Consider the following 22822-nt stretch of genomic DNA (forward strand, 5'->3'; position numbering starts at 1 on the left):
AATTTTTATTTTTTTATTTGTTCTTTAATAGATGATTTAAGCGCAAGATATTTTAACGTGAATTTCCCTGCATATGTAACATTGAATTTATGTTCTAATAACTTAAGTCTTCGTATCTCTTTGTTAAGCTTAATATTTTCTTTTTGGGCCATCTTACTTTTTTCTAATTCTTCTCGCAGCATATTATTTTCTTTTGTAACGTTCTCAATTATTTTTTGTTTTTCAATGCCATTGCCCTCTATGAGCTCCAATGTCATGGACATCATGTCTTTCATTTGTAATTCAAGTTCCTCATACATAGTTTTCCAATATTCGTTTCGTTCGTCCATATTGAAAAAACTCCCCTCATTTAACCTTGGATAATCTCCAACTCTCTTTTAATAACAACATCTACCGCGCATTTTTCCCAAATCGACTGAGAAGCTTGTTTTGACACTCTTAAAAATACGTCCGAGTTGTAATATAATCGCTCTATTGCATCGGCAATTTCGATAGGAGACTCAGGTTTTGTTAGAAGGCCCGAAACGTCATGTTTAACGAATTCCGGGATTGCCGTAATATCTGTTGAAATCGGCACTAGCCCACTCGACATTGCCTCACACATAGAAACCCCTTGAGAATCCAAACGGGTCGGGCAAAGGAAAATTCCATACTCCTTATGTAATGCAGCGATTTGCTCCTGAGATAGAAAACCTTTATGAATCGTTACATTCTCAAAATCCCGGATTGGCTCAACGGTTTGATCGAACAATTTTCCATCACCATAAAATGCAAATTCTAACTTATCGAAGTATGGTCTCTTCGATAGTTCCAGCACTGCTTTCACCGATAAATCATTGGCGTATTTTCGTGAAGCGTATGGCCTGATTGAAAGGACTTTTGTCCGCATATCAACTGGCTTTTCAATAAAGTTAAACAGATTGTCATCTATTACATTAGGAATGATGACTGAATTTTTCGACTCTGCTCTTGCGTCACATTCCGCTATATGTTCTTTGAACCATTTGGAAATATGAACAAAGGTTGTATCCAATTCATTCGTTTGATAAAACCAATTCATGAAAGAAAGCTGTGCTACATAATAGTCGTCCGACATTTCAAGTATCTTCCGCAAGCTTTCAGGGCTTTCAAGAAAATTAAACCATCTTCTATGCCATGCTTCCGTTTCAAATCCATGTATCCAGGTGATAATCGGTAAATCTGTATTCGTTTCTTTTATCGCTTGTACCATTTTTGGATTAACAAAATGAATGAGCGCTTTTTTATGTACTTTATGATTTAAGAAAATGCGCAGATGCTGTTCAGTTCCTCGATAAACAGGCACATTTTCATACGTATACTTTTCTGCTTTTTTGTAGGCAGGATGCAAAACAAAGACATCAACCTTCAAACCCTCATCCAGATAAGCCTTGACTCTTCGGTGGATAAACCCATTCCGATATAATTGATCTTCATGTGGATAAGCATTCGTAATGATTACATATCTATCTTTTTCACTAAATGTAAGCTCATAAAGATTTATAGATTCCTCCATTTTTGTTCACTCCTACTATTCAGTCATCTTCAATCAGCCTGCTACTTATCTGTAAATGAAGGATTTTTAGAAGACCCTTTTGCAATCTCTTTTAAAACCGTCAATCGATTATAACAAACATGTATTACTGAATATTGACATCAATATGAGAATTCTGTAAATAAAAGTAAAGTTTTCATGAACTTTTATCTGTTTTTGTAAAGTTTCAGTAATGGCATTACCGGGGGGATCAGTATTCGTATAAACAAGCAAAATAAAGAAGGACGATCCATTTACCGGAATCGCCCTCTTAAATTCAAACTATTATTTTTGTGTACATTGGAGAATATTGGCCCCTGTTAAAAGGAATTGGGAGTGTAAAGCATAAAGCCCATTTTATTAGACTTGATTATTTTTTATATCCTTAATGGAAGTTATTAGTTTAATTACCAGTCAGTAAACTTTTTTCTACCTTCAAGAATTATTCAAGCATGTTTTTGTAAGAATAGAATAGAATCGAAAAAAGACCAATTTGCTGAAGAGAGTGATATAGATGGGACCAATTACCTTTAAAGCATGTGCAATCACTAATGAAATTGATTTGAACAAAATCGCCATTCATTGTGGCATTCCTAAAAAATTCACCTGGGAAGAGCCTTTAATCCTTAAAGGCGATATTCTAAGTTCCATCCTTAAAAAAAATGTGGACGAATCGCAACAGGTACTGGTTTTTTCCTTTGGCAGCATTGTCTTCATTAATTACTCACACGCGGATGAGATAAAGGAATTTTCATCATTTATCCATTCTTTCGAACCGGACATTGATCTCGTCACTGTAGATAGATATACAGACGATTACAGCCTTCAACTCAGTGAAACTGAAAACATCAATTTGACAGACGAATATGTTGTTGTGCCTAAATATGAATTTTTCTACCCTGAATTAATTTCCACTATTCTCGCAAAATCTGTGGCACTTGAAAAAACTGAGGAACAACTCGGAAAAATCCACGACAAGCTCGAAGCCATGATAGACCGACTGGAAAAAGGCAAGCTGAGAATCGGCAACAAGGAACTAGCAAGGACGACGGCAAAAATCGTACGTCACGAATATAATACCCTAGCGTATATCATGATTCTGGATAAACCTGATATTACATGGACAAGCAGTATTGCTGGCGAATTTTATGACAGAATGCTTGATTTTTTTGAATTGAATGATCGGTATAAAATCTTGAAAAGTAAAACCGAAATTTTATATAATATTATGGATGGGTTTTCTAACATCAGCCATTCGATCAGGGGACTATTCGTTGAATGGATCATTGTGATTCTCATTGTCTTTGAGATTGTTCTGACGATTTTAGAAATTGTAGGATGGATACCATGAATTATGAACATATCGTATCCATATTAAAATTATGGTGAAAATTTTCCTGCATAATAGGTTGGATGGTATCCCTTCCAAAAAATAAAACTCGTTTAGATGCTTCAGACTGTGAGCAAATTCGAAAAACGGGTTTGCCTACAGTTTTTTTCTTTGAAAAACGTTCCTGTTGATTTCAGAAATCCGCTCCCTTTCCGCAGACTGTCTGCCAAGCCGCATCAAAGCAAGCATCTAGCGGTGTCTTGTCTAGCCAGTTGTTCAGCAGGAGTGTCGCAAATTTCTTCAATCTAATAAGGTTTCATCCCATATAAAAGAGTAAAAAATCATGGTAATCATTCCCTCGATAAAGCCGTGAAAGGGATTCTTGAAGAGACCATTCCGAACCCTATTTTGTGTTTAACCACTCTTTCATTTTTAAGTTACTGTATACGGAAGTTTAATTAAATTCCATTCATATCGGGGAATAGGTACTATGGGAGATTCCCATTTCCTTTATGCCTCTAATAATGATTAATCCCCTATCGTTTCTTTTCTGATAACCGTCTCATGGGAGATCTGTTTTTCTTCTATCATAATCCCCCGAGGTGTTTCATTTTCAAACACGTTCCACTTCTATATACATATTTTCTGAAGTCATCTAAAGCTCCCTTAATCCAGAGCAAAGTGGAAGATAAATTCCTCCCCTTCTTCCCCGTTAAATCTGTATCCCTTGTCAATGAATCCAGCTTTTTTATATAAATTTATCGCTGGAGCATTCGAATGATGCACTGTTAGAATAATCTCATCTTTATCTGGATGACTTAGTTTGATCATATCAGGCAACACTTTTAAAGTCTTAAAAGCTAGCCCCTTTTTTTGATGGCGCAAATCCAAGGAGAATGATTTAAGAAGAATCGCATTCTCATTACTTGTATATTGATTTCCCGCTTTATCCGTATATAAGGCAAAACAACCAATCAAATCCTCATCTAAATAAATGACCATGGGGAGGTTATATTTATCCTTCCTGAAGTCTTCGATAACTTTCAAAGGTAAAGAAGTATAGATTGCTTGTTCAATAGGTAAACAATAGTTGCTCAGCGCCTTATAGTCATTTTCCATAAAAGGTCTAATAGTTAATCCAGTCACCATACTCGCACCCCATTTTGTTACATTTCTGATAAATCTATATTAGCAGATACCAAAGTTTTACAATCCGCTACAAACAATAATTATCAAAAAAACATATTCACAAAAAAAGGAATGGCTTTGTTTACCATTCCTTAAGACTGTAGACAAACTCGCAGAAAAGCGAGTTGTTTACAATTTTTTCAAAAAAACGTTCCAGTTGGTTTCAGAAATCCGCTCCCTTTCCGCAGACTGTCTGCCAAGCCGCATCAAAGCAAGCGCCTGTGGGGTCTCGGCTAGCCAGTTTTTCGGCGAGGAGTGTCGCAAATTTCTTCAATCCAATAAGGATTATAGTAAAAAAACATTTAGGATAACCAAGTTTTCTTTAAAAACGTTCCAGTTGGTTTCAGAAATCCGCTCCCTTTCCGCCGACTGTTTGCCAAGCCTCCTCGCCTAAGCGCCTGCGTGGTCTCGGCTAGCCAGTTTTTCGGCAGGAGTGTCGCAAATTTCTTCAATCCAATAAGGATTATAGTAAAAAAACATTAAGGATAATCTAGTCTTGTTTTAAAATCATAATGTTAGATCATTCAGACGCCGATAATTCACTTTCCGTTACCCATTTATGGTTCTTCACTTTTTCTCCTCCCGTAGTCGGTGTGAAATCGACCATATAAACAGTCGTTTTTTCAGCAGATTCAACTTCAGCGACTGTCCCGTTCATCCCTTCCATATGAGAAGCATTTACTGTGACCTCCGCTCCGGGTTTATACGTTTTCTCACCTGCATCTTTAATTTCTTCGTGAATGATCCATTTATGATTTTCCACTTTTTCTCCGCCAGTTGCAGGTGTATATGAAATTGCATAAGCAGTCGTATCAAAGGCACCAACTATTGTTGCTTCCGCGCCCTTCATACTTTCCATATGACCTGATTCGATAATCGCTTGACTTCCAACTTCATAAGTTGGATTTTCTGCAGCTTTTAATCCTGCTGGAACATCACCCGAGCTAGAATGATTCATGTCCATTTCACTATGTTCCTTTTCTTCTTTATTTTCTTTGTTTTTATCATCGCTGTTGGAACATGCACCAAGGACTAAAAACAGAGCCGCTAATAATGATAAAATGATAGGCAATTTTGTTCTTTTTTTCATATTGAATAAAACCTCCCTTATGATTACAGCCATCTTACCAATTAAATATGCAGAAAATATGGAGTAACTAGTGGCAAAAGAAATGGAGCATCATATTTTTTATGTACATCGCTTTACTTTGGCGGAACAGAATTCTATTTAGCCACCACAATTGCTGCTTTTATTATTATTCGACTTTTCTTGCAGAAACTTTTTGAATTGCTCTTTTGTAACATCCGATTTCATTGCCAATGTTACTAATTCCAGCCATTCGTCAGGAAGGTTCCCATCAAAATCCTTCATATCATCATCTCTTTCTTTTTATTTTTAGTTAATTCATCTGAATCTTAACGTGCAATATTCAGTCTATTTCGATGTAAAGCTATATTCGGAATATCATTATAAATTATCTCAATCATCTATAGCTGCATTTTAGTGTAAATTTAAAAAGTCTTTACATTTACATATAAGGCCCCAATATTTGTTATGTAATCAGGGAATTCCCCATTCTTCTATACTAATAACCGTAATTATATATTAATAAAAGTGAATAGCATCTATCGAGAGTGGTATAACGGAGTAAAAAGAGATGATTTATTGATAGAGGTTAATTGAGGTCTTCAATCCTGCTGGAGATTGCTTGAAAACAAAGCAAGAAGGACTTGGCCAAAAGTCCTTCTTATGTCTAGTCTTCCAAAGTTGATTGTTCGATTTTTTGTATGATATGTGAAAGGTTCATGGAGGCACGTTTTTTATAATCCCTGCCTATGGATTTGAATAACCCTTTCGCTAAACCTATTAATATGATTTTGGTATGTCCATCCAAAATAATGGACTTATTAGGGAAACTTGATTCAGCTTGAGCACCGCCAATCTTATTAGCTGTTTCCTTAATAAAATCAATGATTTTAATTTCCTGGATTTTTCCTTCGATATCGGTTTTATAGATAATTTGATTTCTCCAAAGTTTAAGCTCAACCCTCTGTTTAGTATAATCGAAGAGGTCTTCCGTAATATGAACATTGCTCATTTGAATGGAGTCTTTGATGGGATACAATTTCGGGTTAGGATTGATTTTCTTTATTAATGATTGGTCAATCGTGACCTTTTCCCGCTTTATGCGCGTATTTTTCGTTTCACATAGAATCAGCCTTAACTGTCCGGCAATTATATTGTTGAACTCTTCCAATCCAAAGAATTCAACAAGCATTACACTATATTCCAAAATGGTGATCGCTTCATCAAATTTTTGTTTAGCAGCTGCATTCGATCTAGTAAAAACCAATCGATTCTTCCTCTCCATATCCTTTTCACCCCACTGAATTCGAATCTATTGAATAAATAGTAAAAACATCCATAATGGATGTTTCAGACTGTAGACAAATTCTAAGAAAGCGAGTTTGCCTACAATTTTTTTCTTAAAAAACGTTTCAAGTGTTTTCAGAAATCTGCTTCCTTTCCGCCGACTGTCTGCCAAGCCTCATCAAAGCAAACGCCTGCGGGATCTCAACTAGCCAGTTATTCGGCAGGAGTGTCGCAAATTTCTTCAATTCAATGAGAATTTCATAAAACACAAATTATATACTAGTCTTAATATTGGTTCGGGATGAGACATTCCGAACCCCCTTTTGTCGAAAAACTGAACATTTATAATGGATATTTTACTTATTAGGTCTGAACTTTATCGACTCCGATTTATGATTACCTTTTTCTCCTGTATATTCAATACTGATTACATTAGCCAAATTGATATGTTTGCCACCGGCTTGCAGCCACGTCGCATTTTGAATTAATTGCAATTTCAGGATACTATTAGCTTCATCAGAATATTGTTCATTCGTCTCTAACTCTTCTGTCTCACCATTCACATAATAAAATTTATATTTTGCATTACTCATTTTCATCAGCCTCTTTTCAACTACTTCATTCGACAAGGAATGACAATTGTCCTGCTTTCAGCAAAGTTAGATCGTCTTTCACATCAATGACGTCCCATGGGATGATCATACTATTCATAAAAAGACTGTCGAGAATGGACAGTCTTTCGGTGAGCTAGCTTTTGATACTAGACCTTTTATCTATCGAAGTGTTGTTTCATTAACTCCTTAAATCGTGTTCCATCTATTTCTTCTTTCGTCACTTTCCCATCTTCCCACTGTGTAAAGGATGTATCAGTTAAAGTGATGTTCCCTCTGTTTGTCAAACGGGTGATTAATTGATGCTTATTGAATGGCGATTGGGGATTTTCCCTGATGATCGTTTGGACCTCATTAAGTTCCGCTACATTTCCTACAGATTTTGAAGAATCGAAAGCATACCCTATTCTCCAATCGCGATCTTTATGTTTCAGTTTTAATTCAAGGATATGATCTCCATGGTCGGTACTTTCTTTTTTTATCCTGAATTCACCATTTTGGGAAACGACCGTTTCTCCGTTCAACGGAACTGGTTTTAAGGGCAGATTCCCGCCAAAACCCGTATCGATCAAATAGGTTTGGCCCTCGTGGTTCAATAGAATGGTGACATGGGTCCTTCCTATGGTCATCCACCCCTGATTATAGATGACACCCCGAACCAAGAATACATCAAAGTCATTTTCCATCAGGAAAAAATAAAGGGCTGCATTCAATTCATAGCATAGTCCACCCTCATTCCTCACGAGGACTTTGTTGATGATATTCTCTTTATTGATATCACTCAGATGGGATGCCATGATTGATAAGTTTTCAAAAGGAATGGTTTTCGCTGTCTTATCCAGAATTTCATCTAATTTCTCAAATGTCAGTTTCACATCTTCCTGGAGACCTATTCTTTTCCTGAATAATGCATTCAGTTCATTCATTAAGATTCCCCCCTTTAGACAGATACCGGCGAAGAGTATCCTGACTTTGTATATATTCATTTTACTTTGTCCATATTTCATTCTTCAATCATTCTGCCATTGGTTCCACCTTTTCCTTATCACATGAAAAAAGGACGTCCAATAATGTCTTAATCATGGGCAACCTCCTCCATTCATGCTTCGAAGCAGTTTTCTTTAATCATTCATTTACCTGTAAAATGATTTTACCTAAATTCTTATTGGCTTCCATATGTTCATGCGCCCTTTGTACCTCTTCAAAAGGGAAGACATGATCCACGATTGCCTTGATTTCATTTTGGAGGAACAACGGCATGGCCTTTTTAACGAATTCTTCCGTTAACTCTTTTTTATATTCATCACTCCGAGGAGTTAATAGAGTGCCTTTTAATTGTACTCTTTTTAAGAGAAGTTCCATCAAGTTCACCTTCTCGACTACAGTTCCGCCTAGAATGCCTATCAGTACCCATCGTCCATCAGTTTTTATGCTTTTAAGGTTTTTCTCCCAATAAGAAGCACCGATGAAATCCAGGATAACATCCACTCCTTGATTATTTGTAGCTTTCAGTACCTCCTCATCAAAAGATTGTTCTTTATAGTTGATACAGATATCCGCTCCTAGTGAGTGACAGAAATCCAATTTTTCCTTTGAGCCGGCTGTGGTGATGATCTTCGCTTTTGTCAATTTTTTTGCCAGTTGGATAGCTGCTGTGCCTACACCGCTTCCGCCAGCATGAATCAATATCGTATCTTGATCCGTCAATTCACCTAACCAAAACAAGGTTTGGTACGCCGTCAAGAATACTTCAGGAATCGCTGCCGCTTCTTCAAATGACAGGTTATCCGGGATCTTCATTGCTCGATCAGCCGGCATCAAGGCATATTGAGCATAACCGCCGCCGTTTACAAGGCCCATCACCCTTGTCCCTAATTGTATATTGGCACCTTCCCCTGTTTCCACCACTTCCCCAGAAACTTCAATCCCTAATATTGGATTGGCCATATAACCGGATTTCCCTTCTCGTGAAACAATATCCGTTCTATTTATCGCAGAGGCTTTCACCTTAATCAATATTTCCCCTTTTCCCGGCATGGGCTTTGAAAAATCTTTAAATAGTAATTGTTCTGCTCCACCCGGTTCTTTAACCACTACTGCTTTCATTTGACCCACTCCTTACCATTAAATTAGTGACCATCCTTTAAAATGGTTTGTCTTGAAGATGGAAACTATGCTACTCCAAAAAATATCCACAAGCAAATAATTAGGTTTTGGTAAACATGAGAGAATAAAAAAAGCCGATGTCCCTTTCGGGGCCATCGAGCATATTTTGAAGGATTCTATTACCTTTTATTAAGCGATTGATTTCTATCCAAGTCATGATGCAATTGTGCTGCCGGTACCTTAGGGATAGGAATCTGCCCTTTTGCAACTGGTTCTGCTACATAAACAAAATCTCCCGTACCATCTGGGGCGCTTCCTGTTGCCCACAGGCCGTCTGCTGATTCATTACCTTCTGACAAGTTCCAGAATTCGTACGCTTCCGATTGAGATTCCATTTCCGCTTCCGGTGGGAATGACGCGGGAACGACAACGCCATTTTTTTCTTCAAGTTCTGCAATGGCCGCCATCCATTGATATTGGTGGTAACGATCACGGGCTAACATTTTACGGAAGGTAGCACGTACCCCTTCATCTTTGGTCATATGATATAAACGGGCAACTTGAAGGCGTCCTTGGCTTTCAGCATGCAGATTCGATCGCATGTCCGCTAATAGATTTCCGCTCGCTACAATATAAGATCCGTTCCAAGGCACCCCATTCGAGTTGGTTGGCAGTCCGCCAAGACCGCTCACGAGCAAATGCTGGGGATTGATTCCACCCATGATCGCTGCCATAGCAGGATCCTTTGCGGCTTCAGCCTGATCTTCCGGAGAAGCGCCATCAAGCAATTGACTAATGAGCGAACAAAGCATTTCTACGTGTCCAATTTCCTCTGTACCAATATCCATCAGCATATCTTTGTATTTTTCTTCTCCACGGCAGTTAAAACCCTGAAAAAGATATTGCATCATGACAGTCATTTCCCCAAACTGTCCACCTAACACTTCCTGAATTTGACGGGCAAGCATCGGATCTGGTCGATCTACCTTAACTTCAAATTGCAATTCTTTTTGATGACGAAACATATAAACTCCTCCTTCTATTTTAGGTTATTTTTATGATCTAACGGTTTTTAATTACCCGCCTGTCCATGCTTGAAACTCGAATCCACAATAATTAGAAAAAATTTACATACCGTTAACAATGATCACTGAACTTATAAGCCAAGAGTTATCTTGGGACTATGAATGGCTCGATAAATAAGATTAAAAGGTCCATTTACCTGTCTATAACTTTACAATACAGGGTAAAGTAAAAAGAACCATATATAGGAAAATAAACCATATAAAAGAAACCTAAAAGGAGGATGGAAAATGGATTTTAAGCCCCGAAATCAAAAAGATCAATCTATTTCAGAATTACGTTATACTTATTCCGCTCGTAATCTATGGTCCGGTTTTCTATTTGGGATCGGATTGGTGGCATTCATCGATGAGGCCATCTTTCATCAACTATTACATTGGCACCATTTCTATGACAAGTCCACATCCAATATCGGGCTTGTCTCGGATGGATTATTTCATGCACTAAGCTGGTTCGCAACGGTCGGGTCTTTGTTCATGTTCGCTGATCTTCGTCGTCGAAAGGGATTATGGCTGAAAAGGTGGATAGGAGGAGTTTTGCTCGGGGCAGGTTCATTTCAATTATATGACGGGATAATTCAGCACAAACTCATGCGTCTCCATCAAATCCGTTACAATGTCGCCATTCTTCCATACGACTTGATTTGGAACATTGCAGCCACAATCATGATCTTGATTGGCATTACCCTCGTCATTCAAACAAGACGCAGCTTACTTAAAACGAAAGAAGACGCCCGCAATGAACAGTAATGGACATATTCATGATAATGGTTCTGGTTTTGAACCAATTTTATTGATTTTATTCACGCTTGTTATAGTGATTTATATCGCAGCTGTCGTAATTTCGAGCCGCCGCTATAAAAAATGGCCCTTATACCGTACTTTCTTTTGGATTCTTGGCACCATCTGTGCAGCCTCTGCAATTTCAGGCCCCATAGCCAATCGCGCGCATATGGACTTCACGGCGCATATGGTTGGTCATTTACTGCTTGGAATGATTGCACCCATCTTACTCGTGCTTGCTGCACCTATTACTCTTGCACTGCGAACACTTGATGTGCCATCAGCAAGACGCCTTTCACAGGTGTTGAAAAGTCGGCCGCTACGCATTTTAAGCAATCCTATCACTGCCTCCGTGCTTAATATTGGAGGGCTTTGGTTACTCTATACAACCGGTTTATTTGGGGTGATGCATCAGGACGCCCTTCTACATGCATTGGTGCATTTTCACGTGTTCATAGTGGGCTATCTATTCACTGCCTCGATGATTTATATGGACCCGACTCCCCACAGGTTCAGCTTCATGTTTCGATCTATCGTATTTACAATTTCACTGGCCGGCCATGATATCCTTTCTAAATATATTTTTGCTCACCCGCCAAGCGGGGTCACCAAGGAACAGGCGGAAAATGGCGGAATGTTAATGTACTATGCCGGTGATGCCATTGACGTGACACTTATCTGCATCCTTTGCTATCAATGGTTCAAAGCCACCCATCCTAAAGGCACCCTTGCCTTGTAGCAGGAACGGTTCTATGATTGCTTTGATAAACTCCTGTGTTTCTGTTTATTCGTCCAACATTTAGCTCATACTAATTTTTGATGAAAAAAATTCAGGATGGAGCTGAATGGAAAATGGAATTTGAAGCTAACAATTCTACTGAAAATGCTCTTCGTGATTATAAAGCTGGAATCGGTGCCTTTACGCATAAAATGCCAGATCTTGCTGAGAAATTCAATTCTTTTACGGAAGAGTGCTTTAAAGAAGGTCAATTATCCAGGAAAGAAAAACAGCTTATCGCACTAGGAATAAGCTTATATTCTCAAGATGAATACTGTATTATCTATCATACAAAAGGATGTCTTGATCAAGGATGCTCCGAACAAGAAATTCTTGAAGCAATTGGTGTGACAGCAGCATTTGGCGGAGGAGCAACCATGAGTCAGGCTGTAACCCTCGTCCAGGAATGCATCCAGGAAATAAATCAGATGAAACAGTAATAAAAAAGGGATAGGACAGTTTTAGTCCTACCCCTTTTTTTATGTTATTGACAAAGAAATCCATTTAGCATTCATGGCCAAAAAAGGCCTTGTCATTTAATGTGTGCTTTTAATGACTTATGTTGTTATTTCTTTGTGCGGGTGCATACGAATTCATCATTTGTTGCATATCCTGCTGTGCAAGCTGTGGAACTTGGTAGTAATGATGCTTGTTTTGATATAACGAAATCTCATATGCCATCTCAATGCAGTTCGGCACGGAATCTGCAAATACGCGGCGAACCACAGGATTCGTTATTTCAAGCGCTGACATCGCTTTCAAGGATGCTGCAGACTTAACAGCTCCAAGCATCATGCCTGAAATGCATTCATCCGTAATTTCCGAGACGGATTGCAAAGGTTTCTTTGGCTGTGTTGGAGTCAATCCATATATAAAATCGTTACCTTGATTCATTTTGTAGCTCTGGGTCGGTTTAGAAGGATCCTGGCCCGTTTGAAAGCACTCCAATGTAATATTATATTCATCTTGGATGAACTGATATTGGCGATCCAAAATATCCAGCAATTCCTGATCCTGTACATGCTGACGCAAAAGCATATAAGTGTTTAATGTACCAATCGTTCCCGATAACACTTCATGTACATCGAATACTTCGTGACCACCGTGATTCATTTGTGGAGGAATAGCACCCGTTTGCATGTTCTGGTGTACTTGACCTTGTTGATATTGATTTTGCATTGTATTCCCTCCTCGTTTTATCAATCATGCGAACAAGTTTAGTATGTTAAAACCCAACAGGATTATTCAATCTAAACTCTTCCAAGATGACCGATTAAGCTGCCTACATCATGTTTTCTGTATAAAAAAGCCGTGGCGCTTTAAACTATAAACACTTTTATATGTATGGGAGGATTTCTAATGACACACATAAATGCTTCTATTTGTATTGATGACACGGAAGAAAAAAAATCCATATCGTAACGTTTCAAGTTACTGACATGGATAGAAATGAAATGCTCTGTGATGAATGTTATCAAGAATTGCTACAAGAAATAAAAGGTAAAGTATCAAGCGGCATCTATATTTTCCAACTTTTCTTTAATTGAAGAGCTAAAGAATATCCCCTTAATCATGTTAACTTTGTGATTGACTCCAATATGATTAAGGGGTTAATTCAGATAATGAAAGGACGATTAAGGAATCACTACCATTGCAGACTTTCGATTAAGTAGCACTTTGTACATTGTTGACTATAATCATTTTTTACAAATTCATGATTACAATTCTCCCGAAAAATGTCCAGCTCTCTTTTCAGCTGTTCCAATTGAGTTTCCAACTGTTTCATTTCAACTTTTATCTGGATTACCCGATTCATCGAATTCTCCCTCTCGTCGGAATCATTGATAGATTTCCCCGTCCGTTTTCCTAAATTCATTCGCTTTTTCTTTAAGCCCTTCATCGATCACCGACTCAAAACCCAGACCCTTTTCCTTCGCCAAATCACGGATGTCCTGAGAGATTCTCATACTGCAGAATTTTGGTCCGCACATTGAACAGAAATGGGCTGTTTTGGCACCTTCAGCCGGAAGTGTTTCATCGTGATATTCGACCGCCCTTTCAGGATCGAGGGAAAGATTGAATTGATCTCTCCAACGAAATTCGAATCTAGCCTTAGAAAGCGCATCATCCCGTTTTCTTGCATGCGGATGGCCTTTAGCAAGGTCAGCTGCGTGGGCCGCAATTTTATAAGTAATGACCCCTACTCGAACATCCTCTTTATTCGGAAGTCCCAAATGCTCTTTCGGTGTCACATAACAAAGCATGGCAGTTCCAAACCATCCAATCATGGCAGCACCAATCGCAGAAGTGATATGATCGTATCCAGGAGCTATATCCGTTGTCAATGGTCCCAGGGTATAGAATGGTGCTTCTTGACAGACTTCCAGCTGCTTATCCATATTTTCTTTAATCAAATGCATCGGTACGTGACCGGGTCCCTCCACCATGACTTGAACATCATGCTTCCAAGCAATCTTCGTCAGTTCCCCAAGTGTTTCCAATTCAGCAAATTGTGCCTCATCGTTTGCATCTGCAATGGATCCCGGACGGAGGCCGTCACCTAATGAGAAAGAGACATCATACGCCTTCATGATTTCACAAATCTCTTCAAAGTGAGTATAGAGAAAACTTTCTTGGTGGTGGGCCAAGCACCATTGTGCCATGATGGAGCCCCCTCGGGAAACAATTCCAGTAACTCGCTTTGCTGTCATGGGGATGTATCGCAAAAGCACACCAGCGTGTATTGTGAAGTAATCGACACCTTGCTCAGCCTGCTCGATTAATGTATCCCGGAAAACTTCCCAATTTAAATCTTCCGCTACTCCATTCACTTTTTCCAATGCTTGATATATCGGAACCGTCCCAACCGGAACAGGTGAATTCCTGATAATCCATTCCCGGGTCGTGTGAATATTCTTTCCGGTGGAAAGATCCATTATATTGTCTGCACCCCATCGTGTAGCCCAAGTCATTTTCTCCACTTCAGCTTCGATCGATGAACTAACAGCGGAATTTCCAATATTCGCATTTATTTTCACGTGAAAATTACGTCCGATGATCATAGGCTCACTTTCAGGATGGTTAATATTTGCCGGAATGATCGCACGCCCGCTAGCCACCTCTTCTCTTACAAACTCAGGTGCCACATTTTCCCTGATCGAAATGAACTCCATTTCTGGAGTAATGATACCTTTACGGGCATAATGGAGCTGGGTTACGTTTTGTCCTTTCACTGCACGCAATGGTTTTCTTTTCAATCCCGGAAAAACTTCGGCATTGGATTGTGATTCCACTTTTTTATACCCATTATCTTCGGGCTTTATTTCACGGCCTTCATACTCTTCAACATCTTCCCGTTCCAGAACCCAACTGCGTCTAATCGGGGCAAGACCTTTATGAATATCAATGGGATATTCTGAATCCGTATAAAAACCGCTTGTGTCATATACTCGTAAAGGAGGATTATCCTCTTCACCGAATGCCCCTGTAGTGGGACTTAGCTTAATTTCACGCATAGGTACTTTAATATCAGGTCTAGATCCCTCAACATACACTTTTTTACTCCCGGCAAAACTGGACATAATTGAAACGTTCATGTCATTTACTGAATTACTCATCATGATTTCATTTCTCCTTTTTAAGTTCATTTAAAAAGGACAAAATCCAATCCATTTCGCACGAAAAAGCCGGATCTCATATTTAAGACCCGGCTAACGTTAGTATGACTACAAAAATGACCAATTGAAATGTCATTGTTTAGTAGATTCTAACTTCCCCACGCTGGTATGAACCAGATCAGGTCCTGAGGGTTAAGAAGCTTAAGCGCTTCTCTCTCAGCCCAACTTTTATTGGACACCCCTAGTCTGAATTATTTAATTAATTACAGGGTAACTATATATCACCCTTTTCATTCTGTAAATACTTTGAAAGACCTAATATTGCCTTTACAACTCTCCAAAATTTGTTATTTGGAGGAGTACCGCCAATTAGTTCCCCAGGCTCTCAAGGATAGGGAAAAGCTCCTCTAAATGCTTGATTTCATAGGTTGGAAGCACTTCATTCCGTTGCTTATCATGGCGATTTATCCAGACCGACTTTATGCCTACCCGTGATGCCCCAAGGATATCAGTCATTAAATTATCGCCGACCATCAATACTTCATCCTTATCAAGCTCCATGATTTCCAAAGCATGCTCAAAAATGGAGGCATCTGGCTTACCTCGTCCAAATGCACCTGAAATCACGATTTGGTCGAAATAGGGAACCAGTTCAGGCGTAATTTCAAGTTTGGTATTTTGCAGTTCAGGAGATCCGTTCGTAAGCAATAGCAATTTGTACTTCCCTTTTAATTCATCCAGAACACGGAATGATTCTTCATAGATAAATGGCTTTTTGCGTCTCTCGGCCGGAAAACGTTCTGCCAGTTCAAGCCCAAATTCCGGGTCATCGATCCCTAATGCCATTAAACCTCTCGTCCACGCTTCTTTCCGATAAGCCGGTGCAATCCCAGCCATCTTCCGGAATTCATCATGATCATCCTGAAAATTCCCCCATAGTCCCTCAAATGGGTTGATTCCGATCATTTGAGTGAATGCATATGTATCGTAAGAAGAATAAAGCTCACGCGCTTCCTTTCGCACCGCTTCTTCAAACTCGTCGACATTCAGATCATATTTCTCCTTGGCCACTTCGCATGTGGCCACAAAAGCCTCTTTTACACTTTTCTGATCCCATAGTAATGTATCATCTAAATCAAAAAAAACTGCTTTAAGCAAAATGTCCACCCCTCTTTCCCTATTATTGAATTCGTAAAAATTACACTATTACAATAATAAACCACAACCAATAAAAAAAGAATAACTATTCGGAAAATGCCTTACTCTTTCTTAAAGTCAGCAAAATGACTCACTCTTTCTGGTGGGAAAGCCTATATTCTCCCCTCAGCATCTTTCAAATACATACGGCTTTCCATTACTGGCAATCTTGAATTTCGGACCGGTGAACCCCCGTCGGATCAGCTCCTTCCTTATATATACCATGAGGGCCGCATGACTCACGATCAGAACATCCCTTTCCCCCTTTGCAAAGACTTCATCCAATACTTTATTGATCCTTCGCTCTGCAATCTTAATTTCCGCCCTTGTCTGCTTGTTGAACACCGAGCAGCTGCGAATCCAGATGGCCCAAAGGATGAACGGCAGTTTCACCCTTCCTTTAAGAGGGGGAGAAGGTATTTCCCGCAGCTCCTCCATCCGATGAACCGTACCTGGATAGATATGTTCCGCTGTCTTGACAGCCCTCGACATATCACTGCAATAACATTCCTGCCATTCCTCTACGCCAAATAAAGTCGTTCCAAAAATAATATCCGCTGCATCATAGTCCTCAAACCATTGCTTCATATCATCCGCCGTCAAAGATCTCCCAGTAGGAAATTCATGTGCCACCTTAAAATGCCGTACCAAACCAATTTTCATATATTCTCCTTTTTATCTTTTAAAATATTCGTTTCTTTTTTGTAAAAGCCCTTATCAATATATTACCCTATGTAAAACTATATAATAAATGCAAGTTGAAACCAGAAAAACCTTACTGAGCTCTCTTTGACATTGTGTATGTTAAAAAAATTTCACGGTTTGTGTCACTGCTAGGCTTTGATTATGATAGCATCGAAAAAAGAGAAAGCATTTCGCCTTCTCCAGTCATGGTTTAATCTATGAATTGAAGTTCTGTTATTGTACATCTTTTCCTGAATTTATATTTCCCGCTCAAATCACTGAATTGATAATCATTGAGGGATTTCCCCAGTTGTTCCTTTAGCTTATCCACCGTGATGGTTTCCTCAACTGTCTCTTTCCAATTTTCATTTCCTATTAACTCTTTGAACGGAATGGTAGTCAGGACTTCATCATATATCTGGATGCTTTGATCGATGCCGAAGCTGCCATAGATACTGCCATTTTCATTAGCAAAGATATGCTCCGATTCCAATTCTTCCACCAATACTTCTAGATATTCCTTTGACTTAACAGGCTTGATGGCAATCTCCGCTTCTGCCTTTACAGGTCCCAATCTCTTATCGATGATCTCTATCGTCAATTTAACGTGAACGGGCGGATACCCAAACCCTTCACAAAGTTCTGCTGCCGAATTATATACCATCTGTACATCCTCCTTTTGTCACTATCATTATATAATATAAATACTACATTTCATTACCAAAAACCCTTATTCAAGATCACTTGGCACTGCATCTTATTTTTAAATAAACTCTTCTTTTTCAAATCATACGCTCCTTCATCATCTGAAGGGTCAATCGTCACATTCCCGGATTCCCTTGAAACGAAAGCCACGATTATAGTCAAAAAAATCATTGTAATCCTGATTTCTTCAGTTCACGGGCTTAATTTATCATTCATATTTCACACCTCTTTTATACGGATTCATAATACAGCATTAACTTCGATCCATTTGTGAAGCTTCACTCGCTTTTTCAAGAGGGACTTTATGGGATATGATTTCCGTGGGGTCGAACTCTCCTGCCGTGATTTTATCAAAAAGCTTGGGCATGTAGTGAATGACCGGTGCTTGCCCCATTTTCAGGTTAATGTTCCTCTCAAATAAATTACCTAATGGGAACATATTATATTTGGATCCGTATACGCCAGTCAGTTGAATCGTGCCGAATTTACGTACGGCATTAAGTGCAATCTCGATCGCACTTAACGTTCCACCCTGAAGTTTCAACTTTTGCTCAATCGCCTCGATCGTTGATTTAATATACCCGTCCAAAAGACTACTAAGCCTATGAACACCTAATTTCCCCAGGAATTAGATGTCCTTCATTACAAAAAAAGCCCCGGAAAACCGGGACTCACCTATGAAACCATTTATTTAGTACTTTATTTATTGCCATTATTATTATTATGCTTGTACTCTCTTAGTACCTCATTGAATACATCCGGATAATTCGTAAACAGCCCCGTTGCACCCCATTCAAGAGCCTTTTTCATATCGGCTCTATCATTTACCGTATATGGATGGAATTGAAGGTCATGGTTGCGAACCATCTTCACATATTGTCCGTCTACCTTACTGAAGTTCGGGCCAACGCCAATTGCATATTCCTTAATGGAATCCAATTCTTCATCGGAAATGGTTGCTTGGTTCTTATAAGAAAAAAGTTGCACAAGCGGTAACTTTGGATTCATGTCATGAACCTTCATAAGGCTTTCTTTACTGAACGATTGTATTAATACATTCTTGGTACGGCCTTTGGAATCCACCATTTTATATTCTTCCAGAACCTGCAGGAGTTCTTCTTCCATTCCTGGATACACATTAGGGGACTTTGTTTCGATATAGTAATTGGCCTGCTTGCCGAACTTCTTAAAGACTTCTTCAAGAGTGGGAACCGTTAACCCTTCATAGACCTCTTTTGCCAATTGCGGATATTTTTCATTGAACCATGTACCAGCATCCAGTTTCTTGATTTCTGCCAGCGTTAAATCCTTCACCAGACCAGTACCATTCGTTGTACGATCTACCTTTTCATCATGCATTGCTATCAATCTTCCATCCTTGGTCATTTGAAGATCGATTTCTATGTAGTCGCCTTTCATTTGTTCTCCCAATTGATAAGCGGGAATGGTATGTTCAGGTGCATAACCAGAAGCTCCCCGATGTGCGATATTCACGATTTTCTTCTCATAAATAGATGAATTGGAATGATTTCCTTTTGCTGCTGAAGCCCCCATGGATGTAGCCTGCAATATAAAGGCCGCACTCATCATACATAAACCGAATTTCTTTATATTCGTTTTCATTTCCCTCTCTCCCTCCTATTATTACCATTATTTTAAAAGGGGAATGTGAATCTACAGCGAATATAATGTAAAGAAATAATATATTAGTCAAAATGGGTAGAATAACCTATCAAATACAATACCCGCAGCGCACTCATTTAGTTTGTTGTACCTGACCAAACAGGTGAATGACAGCTTAATTCTTTGAATTAGAAACCCACTAAAAGCCTCTTTTTCTAAAAAAATCATAAATGAAAAATGTGCTAAACATGGATACTGGTAAACCAATAAGAAAATATAGTACGTTTCTTGGCATGAACATATTAAAATAGTAGAAAAAAACAGTCACCCAAATGAACATAACTAAATATCCCAAAACTTTCGCTAGTCTCATTCTTTATCACTCCTTCACTCAATAGTCTTCCTATCCATAATAAATCAAACTTAGAGCCGATAAATTCCAGATATTAGATCAGATGTGCTAATGTTGACTTACCAAGTGGACCTGGACAAGTGGTTTCCTATACTGCACCCCTTCCGGTACTAATTTTCACCCGAACCTTGCCTGGAGAAAAGCCCTTTCTAAAATATAGATAGAGGGGTGACAAAATCTATTTTTTTCTGATTTACAAAAAACTAGTATCATATTACTATTAAACAAACAAACAGAATATTAATATTAAGGGGAATTATGTTAAAAAATTATCAATATTATCAAAACAAACACCGATTTATACTGAAAGCATTCATGGCAATGATATCCTTTTTACTATTAGTTGGGATTTCTGTATCACCTATAAGTTGGAAAGATAATCCCTACGAGATGATATTGCAGGTCATTTTAATATCGGGGATGATAATTTCTCTGTTATTTTTCTTAAAAACAGAAGTCAATTTTTATAAAACCCTATTCATTTTCTTAATTACTGTTTATTTGTATAGCAAATTCTGGATATTCCCGGATACCGCCATCATGCTGGCTTTATTTGCTATAGCGCCCTTGATTCCCATTTTTCTCTTTGATAAAATCGGGTTTTATATTGTCGCCACTTTAAATATCATATTAGGTCCCGCTTCCATCTTGATCATTTCAAAAACGGATCTTCAATACACTTATGAATATGTCGCTTTGGATAGTTTCGGCAACACGCTTAATTTCATCGCTATACAAATCATATTGGTATTCGTATTCATAGGAACCAATAATAGGGTGGAATCCACTAATGCATTTCATAAGGAAATACAGCAGGCCAAGCAATTGAACTCAGTGGGACAGCTCGCTGCCACCATTGCACACGAGATACGTAATCCGATTACAGTCGTGAAAGGATTTGCCCAGTTATTAGATCAAGAGAAGGAACTGAATGAAACGGAAAAATTTTATGTACAGACCATGCTTACAGAACTTGAATATACACAAGTGATTATCAATGACTATTTGTCTTTGGCAAAACCGCAAACGGATAATGTACAGGTCATTCCTTTAAATTATGAAATCCAAAAGATTTCCGATCTATTAACCAGTTTCGCCAATAATCGCAACATAGGCTTTCTCCTGGATTTCCGTGACGACCTGTTCATTAACATGAATCCCATCGAGCTTAAACAGATACTGGTCAATATCATGAAAAATGGAATTGAGTCAATGAACAAACCCGGATTCATCAAGGTGGAAACAGAGCAGGAACGCACCATGGCAAAAATACGAATAACGGATACAGGAATAGGCCTCTCAAAAGAACAGCTTGAAATACTAGGTACCCCATTTTATTCACTTAAAGATAGAGGAACCGGTATCGGCCTGACCGTTTGTTATTCCATCGTTCAAAAATTCAAAGGGAAAATCGTGGTACAGAGCGAAGTGAACAAAGGAACATCTTTCACCATTTATTTGCCCTTATATAAAGAAATAGATTAAACATACATTCCAAATAAGCAAAAGGATGACCACCCATCACCGGGCGGTCATCCTTTTTCAATTAGGCTTTAAAACTATCTTGCCATTTCAGCAAATGATTTTCTAAAAAGCGGACAAACGAGTCTGAGATTTTACCAGCGAGGGCAAAAATGATGATGCCTACGAATACGACGTCCGTTTGCATGAATGAACGGGCATCCTGGATCATGAAGCCCACCCCTCTATCAGCACCCAGCAATTCAGCGACGACCAGGCACATCCAAGCCGCACTTAAGGCTAAACGGATACCAAGTAATATGTTTGGTAAAGCTGCCGGAATCATGAGTTTCGTTATTTGTTCCCGACGGCTAAACTCCAAGATTAGAGCAACATCGTATAGTTTTTTATCCACATTCCGAAGGCCCAAAAAAGTTTGTAAATATAAAGGAAAAAAAGCACCTAAAGCAATAAGCAGCACTTTAGATAGTTCACCAAATCGGAACCACATAATGAATAATGGGGTAATTCTACTGGATTATGATCAAGTTGGGTTAATATGACGGACCTGAATTCCTGAAACGCTTTGCTTGTTCGAGTTCTTGGATATGGTAAATCAATTGGAACGATAGCTTTAATCCGCCCAGGCTTTGCATCCATGACGACCACTTTCCTCGATAAAAAGATAGATTCATCAATATCATGGGTGACAAGCACCATCGTTGTCTTATTCCTCTCCCATATTTCTAGTAAAGCCTCTTGAAGATGGGTTCGCGTGAATGCATCCAATGCACCGAATGGCTCATCCAGCAATAAAACTTCAGGATTACGCAATAATGCCCTGGCAATGGCAACACGCTGCGACATTCCACCGGATAATTGACGTGGATACGCCTTTTCGAATGTCCGGTTTCTTTAATGGAAGGTTACCTGCAATATTCTTCTCCACGTTTAGCCATGGAAATAAGCGGTGCTCCTGAAAAATAAACCCACGGTCTTTAGAAGGTGCGCTAACCGGATGTTCCCCTGCTATGATCGCGCCGTCAAAGTCTGAATCAAGTCCTGCGATCAACTTTAATAATGTGCTTTTCCCGCAGCCGCTCGGACCAATGATGGTGACGGTCAGATTTAAATTATCCAAAACATGGACACTTTCATTCTCATTCTTAAATGTTTTGCTTACATGATTAATCTCTAATGTCGCAACCACCACCCTTTCTCAATTAAAAAAAATAGAGATCCAGCAATAAGGCACATATTGTCCCTTTGCTGAATCTCTATTTAACTAGTCGATTCAATATCTCATTTTATATTAACTT

The 22822-nt window shown here is 38.8% G+C and carries 22 protein-coding genes, 3 pseudogenes and 1 riboswitch; of the genes and pseudogenes, 5 read left to right on the top strand and 20 right to left on the bottom strand.

Features of this window, described 5'->3' with window-relative positions; all coding sequences use genetic code 11:
- Positions 1–5: 5 nt before the first annotated feature.
- Complete coding sequence (locus tag BS1321_RS08410) at positions 6–329, bottom strand: hypothetical protein (RefSeq protein ID WP_063235381.1); 324 nt, start codon at positions 327–329, stop codon at positions 6–8.
- Between the two features lie 20 nt (positions 330–349).
- The gene (locus BS1321_RS08415) at positions 350–1534 is read right to left on the bottom strand and encodes a glycosyltransferase family 4 protein (RefSeq protein WP_063235380.1); all 1185 of its coding nucleotides are present in this window, start codon (positions 1532–1534) and stop codon (positions 350–352) included.
- A 532-nt stretch (positions 1535–2066) separates the two neighbouring features.
- Here BS1321_RS08415 and BS1321_RS08420 point away from each other — a divergent pair.
- Positions 2067–2903, top strand: coding sequence for an RMD1 family protein (locus BS1321_RS08420; protein ID WP_063235379.1), 837 nt, complete (start codon positions 2067–2069; stop codon positions 2901–2903).
- Positions 2904–3548: 645 nt separating this feature from the next.
- Here the strand turns inward: BS1321_RS08420 and BS1321_RS08425 are convergent.
- The 8 genes from BS1321_RS08425 to BS1321_RS08455 all read right to left on the bottom strand — a co-directional run bounded on the left by BS1321_RS08425 (position 3549) and on the right by BS1321_RS08455 (position 10186).
- Complete coding sequence (locus BS1321_RS08425; protein WP_063235378.1) at positions 3549–4031, bottom strand: GNAT family N-acetyltransferase; 483 nt, start codon at positions 4029–4031, stop codon at positions 3549–3551.
- Positions 4032–4590: 559 nt separating this feature from the next.
- Positions 4591–5160 carry a YdhK family protein gene (locus BS1321_RS08430; protein ID WP_063235377.1) on the bottom strand — a complete coding sequence of 190 codons (570 nt, stop codon included), beginning with the start codon at positions 5158–5160 and terminating at the stop codon, positions 4591–4593.
- 138 nt (positions 5161–5298) lie between these two features.
- Complete coding sequence (locus tag BS1321_RS27440) at positions 5299–5442, bottom strand: anti-repressor SinI family protein (RefSeq protein WP_144480311.1); 144 nt, start codon at positions 5440–5442, stop codon at positions 5299–5301.
- A 382-nt stretch (positions 5443–5824) separates the two neighbouring features.
- A complete protein-coding gene (locus BS1321_RS08435; protein ID WP_144480313.1) occupies positions 5825–6442 on the bottom strand; it encodes a hypothetical protein in 618 nt (205 codons plus the stop codon).
- Positions 6443–6800: 358 nt separating this feature from the next.
- The gene (locus BS1321_RS08440; RefSeq protein WP_063235375.1) at positions 6801–7037 is read right to left on the bottom strand and encodes a hypothetical protein; all 237 of its coding nucleotides are present in this window, start codon (positions 7035–7037) and stop codon (positions 6801–6803) included.
- Positions 7038–7213: 176 nt separating this feature from the next.
- Positions 7214–7981 (bottom strand): arylamine N-acetyltransferase family protein, encoded by a 768-nt coding sequence (locus tag BS1321_RS08445; protein ID WP_063235374.1) that lies wholly within the window; start codon positions 7979–7981, stop codon positions 7214–7216.
- 199 nt (positions 7982–8180) lie between these two features.
- Positions 8181–9161 carry an NAD(P)H-quinone oxidoreductase gene (locus BS1321_RS08450; protein WP_063235373.1) on the bottom strand — a complete coding sequence of 327 codons (981 nt, stop codon included), beginning with the start codon at positions 9159–9161 and terminating at the stop codon, positions 8181–8183.
- Between the two features lie 179 nt (positions 9162–9340).
- Positions 9341–10186: a manganese catalase gene (locus BS1321_RS08455; RefSeq protein WP_063235372.1), complete on the bottom strand. Its 846-nt coding sequence runs from the start codon at positions 10184–10186 to the stop codon at positions 9341–9343.
- Positions 10187–10474: 288 nt separating this feature from the next.
- Between BS1321_RS08455 and BS1321_RS08460 the strand changes: the two genes are divergently transcribed.
- From BS1321_RS08460 to BS1321_RS08470, 3 genes are all read left to right on the top strand, one after another.
- Positions 10475–10993: a DUF2243 domain-containing protein gene (locus tag BS1321_RS08460; protein ID WP_063235371.1), complete on the top strand. Its 519-nt coding sequence runs from the start codon at positions 10475–10477 to the stop codon at positions 10991–10993.
- Positions 10983–11765, top strand: a complete 783-nt coding sequence (locus BS1321_RS08465; protein ID WP_063235370.1) for a cytochrome c oxidase assembly protein — start codon at positions 10983–10985, stop codon at positions 11763–11765. The genes BS1321_RS08460 and BS1321_RS08465 overlap by 11 nt, the downstream gene beginning before the upstream one ends.
- 113 nt (positions 11766–11878) lie before the next feature.
- Complete coding sequence (locus tag BS1321_RS08470) at positions 11879–12244, top strand: carboxymuconolactone decarboxylase family protein (protein ID WP_063235369.1); 366 nt, start codon at positions 11879–11881, stop codon at positions 12242–12244.
- Between the two features lie 109 nt (positions 12245–12353).
- On the opposite strand, the gene BS1321_RS08475 is transcribed toward BS1321_RS08470, so the two are convergent.
- From BS1321_RS08475 to BS1321_RS08505, 8 genes and pseudogenes are all read right to left on the bottom strand, one after another.
- Entirely contained in the window at positions 12354–12983 is a 630-nt protein-coding gene (locus BS1321_RS08475; RefSeq protein ID WP_063235368.1) for a spore coat protein, read from the bottom strand.
- Positions 12984–13449: 466 nt separating this feature from the next.
- The gene (locus BS1321_RS27445; RefSeq protein ID WP_155726515.1) at positions 13450–13620 is read right to left on the bottom strand and encodes a hypothetical protein; all 171 of its coding nucleotides are present in this window, start codon (positions 13618–13620) and stop codon (positions 13450–13452) included.
- Positions 13621–13642: 22 nt separating this feature from the next.
- On the bottom strand, positions 13643–15424 hold the full coding sequence (gene thiC / locus BS1321_RS08480; RefSeq protein WP_063235367.1) for a phosphomethylpyrimidine synthase ThiC: 1782 nt from the start codon (positions 15422–15424) through the stop codon (positions 13643–13645).
- A gap of 135 nt (positions 15425–15559) precedes the next feature.
- Positions 15560–15674, bottom strand: a riboswitch (TPP riboswitch).
- Between the two features lie 116 nt (positions 15675–15790).
- The gene (locus tag BS1321_RS08485; protein WP_063235366.1) at positions 15791–16579 is read right to left on the bottom strand and encodes an HAD family hydrolase; all 789 of its coding nucleotides are present in this window, start codon (positions 16577–16579) and stop codon (positions 15791–15793) included.
- A 165-nt stretch (positions 16580–16744) separates the two neighbouring features.
- Positions 16745–17281 (bottom strand): histidine phosphatase family protein, encoded by a 537-nt coding sequence (locus tag BS1321_RS08490; protein WP_063235365.1) that lies wholly within the window; start codon positions 17279–17281, stop codon positions 16745–16747.
- Between the two features lie 232 nt (positions 17282–17513).
- Complete coding sequence (locus BS1321_RS08495; RefSeq protein ID WP_063235364.1) at positions 17514–17966, bottom strand: hypothetical protein; 453 nt, start codon at positions 17964–17966, stop codon at positions 17514–17516.
- A gap of 294 nt (positions 17967–18260) precedes the next feature.
- Positions 18261–18581: pseudogene (locus BS1321_RS08500) on the bottom strand (glutathione-dependent formaldehyde dehydrogenase); the annotation flags it as partial.
- Positions 18582–18706: 125 nt separating this feature from the next.
- Complete coding sequence (locus BS1321_RS08505) at positions 18707–19630, bottom strand: glycerophosphodiester phosphodiesterase (protein WP_063235362.1); 924 nt, start codon at positions 19628–19630, stop codon at positions 18707–18709.
- Positions 19631–20300: 670 nt separating this feature from the next.
- On the opposite strand from BS1321_RS08505, the gene BS1321_RS08510 reads away from it, so the two are divergent.
- Positions 20301–21527, top strand: coding sequence for an MFS domain-containing histidine kinase (locus BS1321_RS08510; protein ID WP_063235361.1), 1227 nt, complete (start codon positions 20301–20303; stop codon positions 21525–21527).
- Positions 21528–21588: 61 nt separating this feature from the next.
- On the opposite strand, the pseudogene BS1321_RS08515 reads toward BS1321_RS08510, so the two are convergent.
- Together BS1321_RS08515 and BS1321_RS28740 are read right to left on the bottom strand one after the other, a co-directional pair.
- Positions 21589–22032: pseudogene (locus tag BS1321_RS08515) on the bottom strand (ABC transporter permease); the annotation flags it as partial.
- Positions 21966–22716: pseudogene (locus BS1321_RS28740) on the bottom strand (ABC transporter ATP-binding protein). The pseudogenes BS1321_RS28740 and BS1321_RS08515, both read right to left, overlap by 67 nt.
- Positions 22717–22822: the final 106 nt, after the last annotated feature.

The sequence above is a fragment of the Peribacillus simplex NBRC 15720 = DSM 1321 genome (assembly GCF_002243645.1).
Taxonomy (GTDB): Bacteria; Bacillota; Bacilli; order Bacillales; family DSM-1321; genus Peribacillus; species Peribacillus simplex.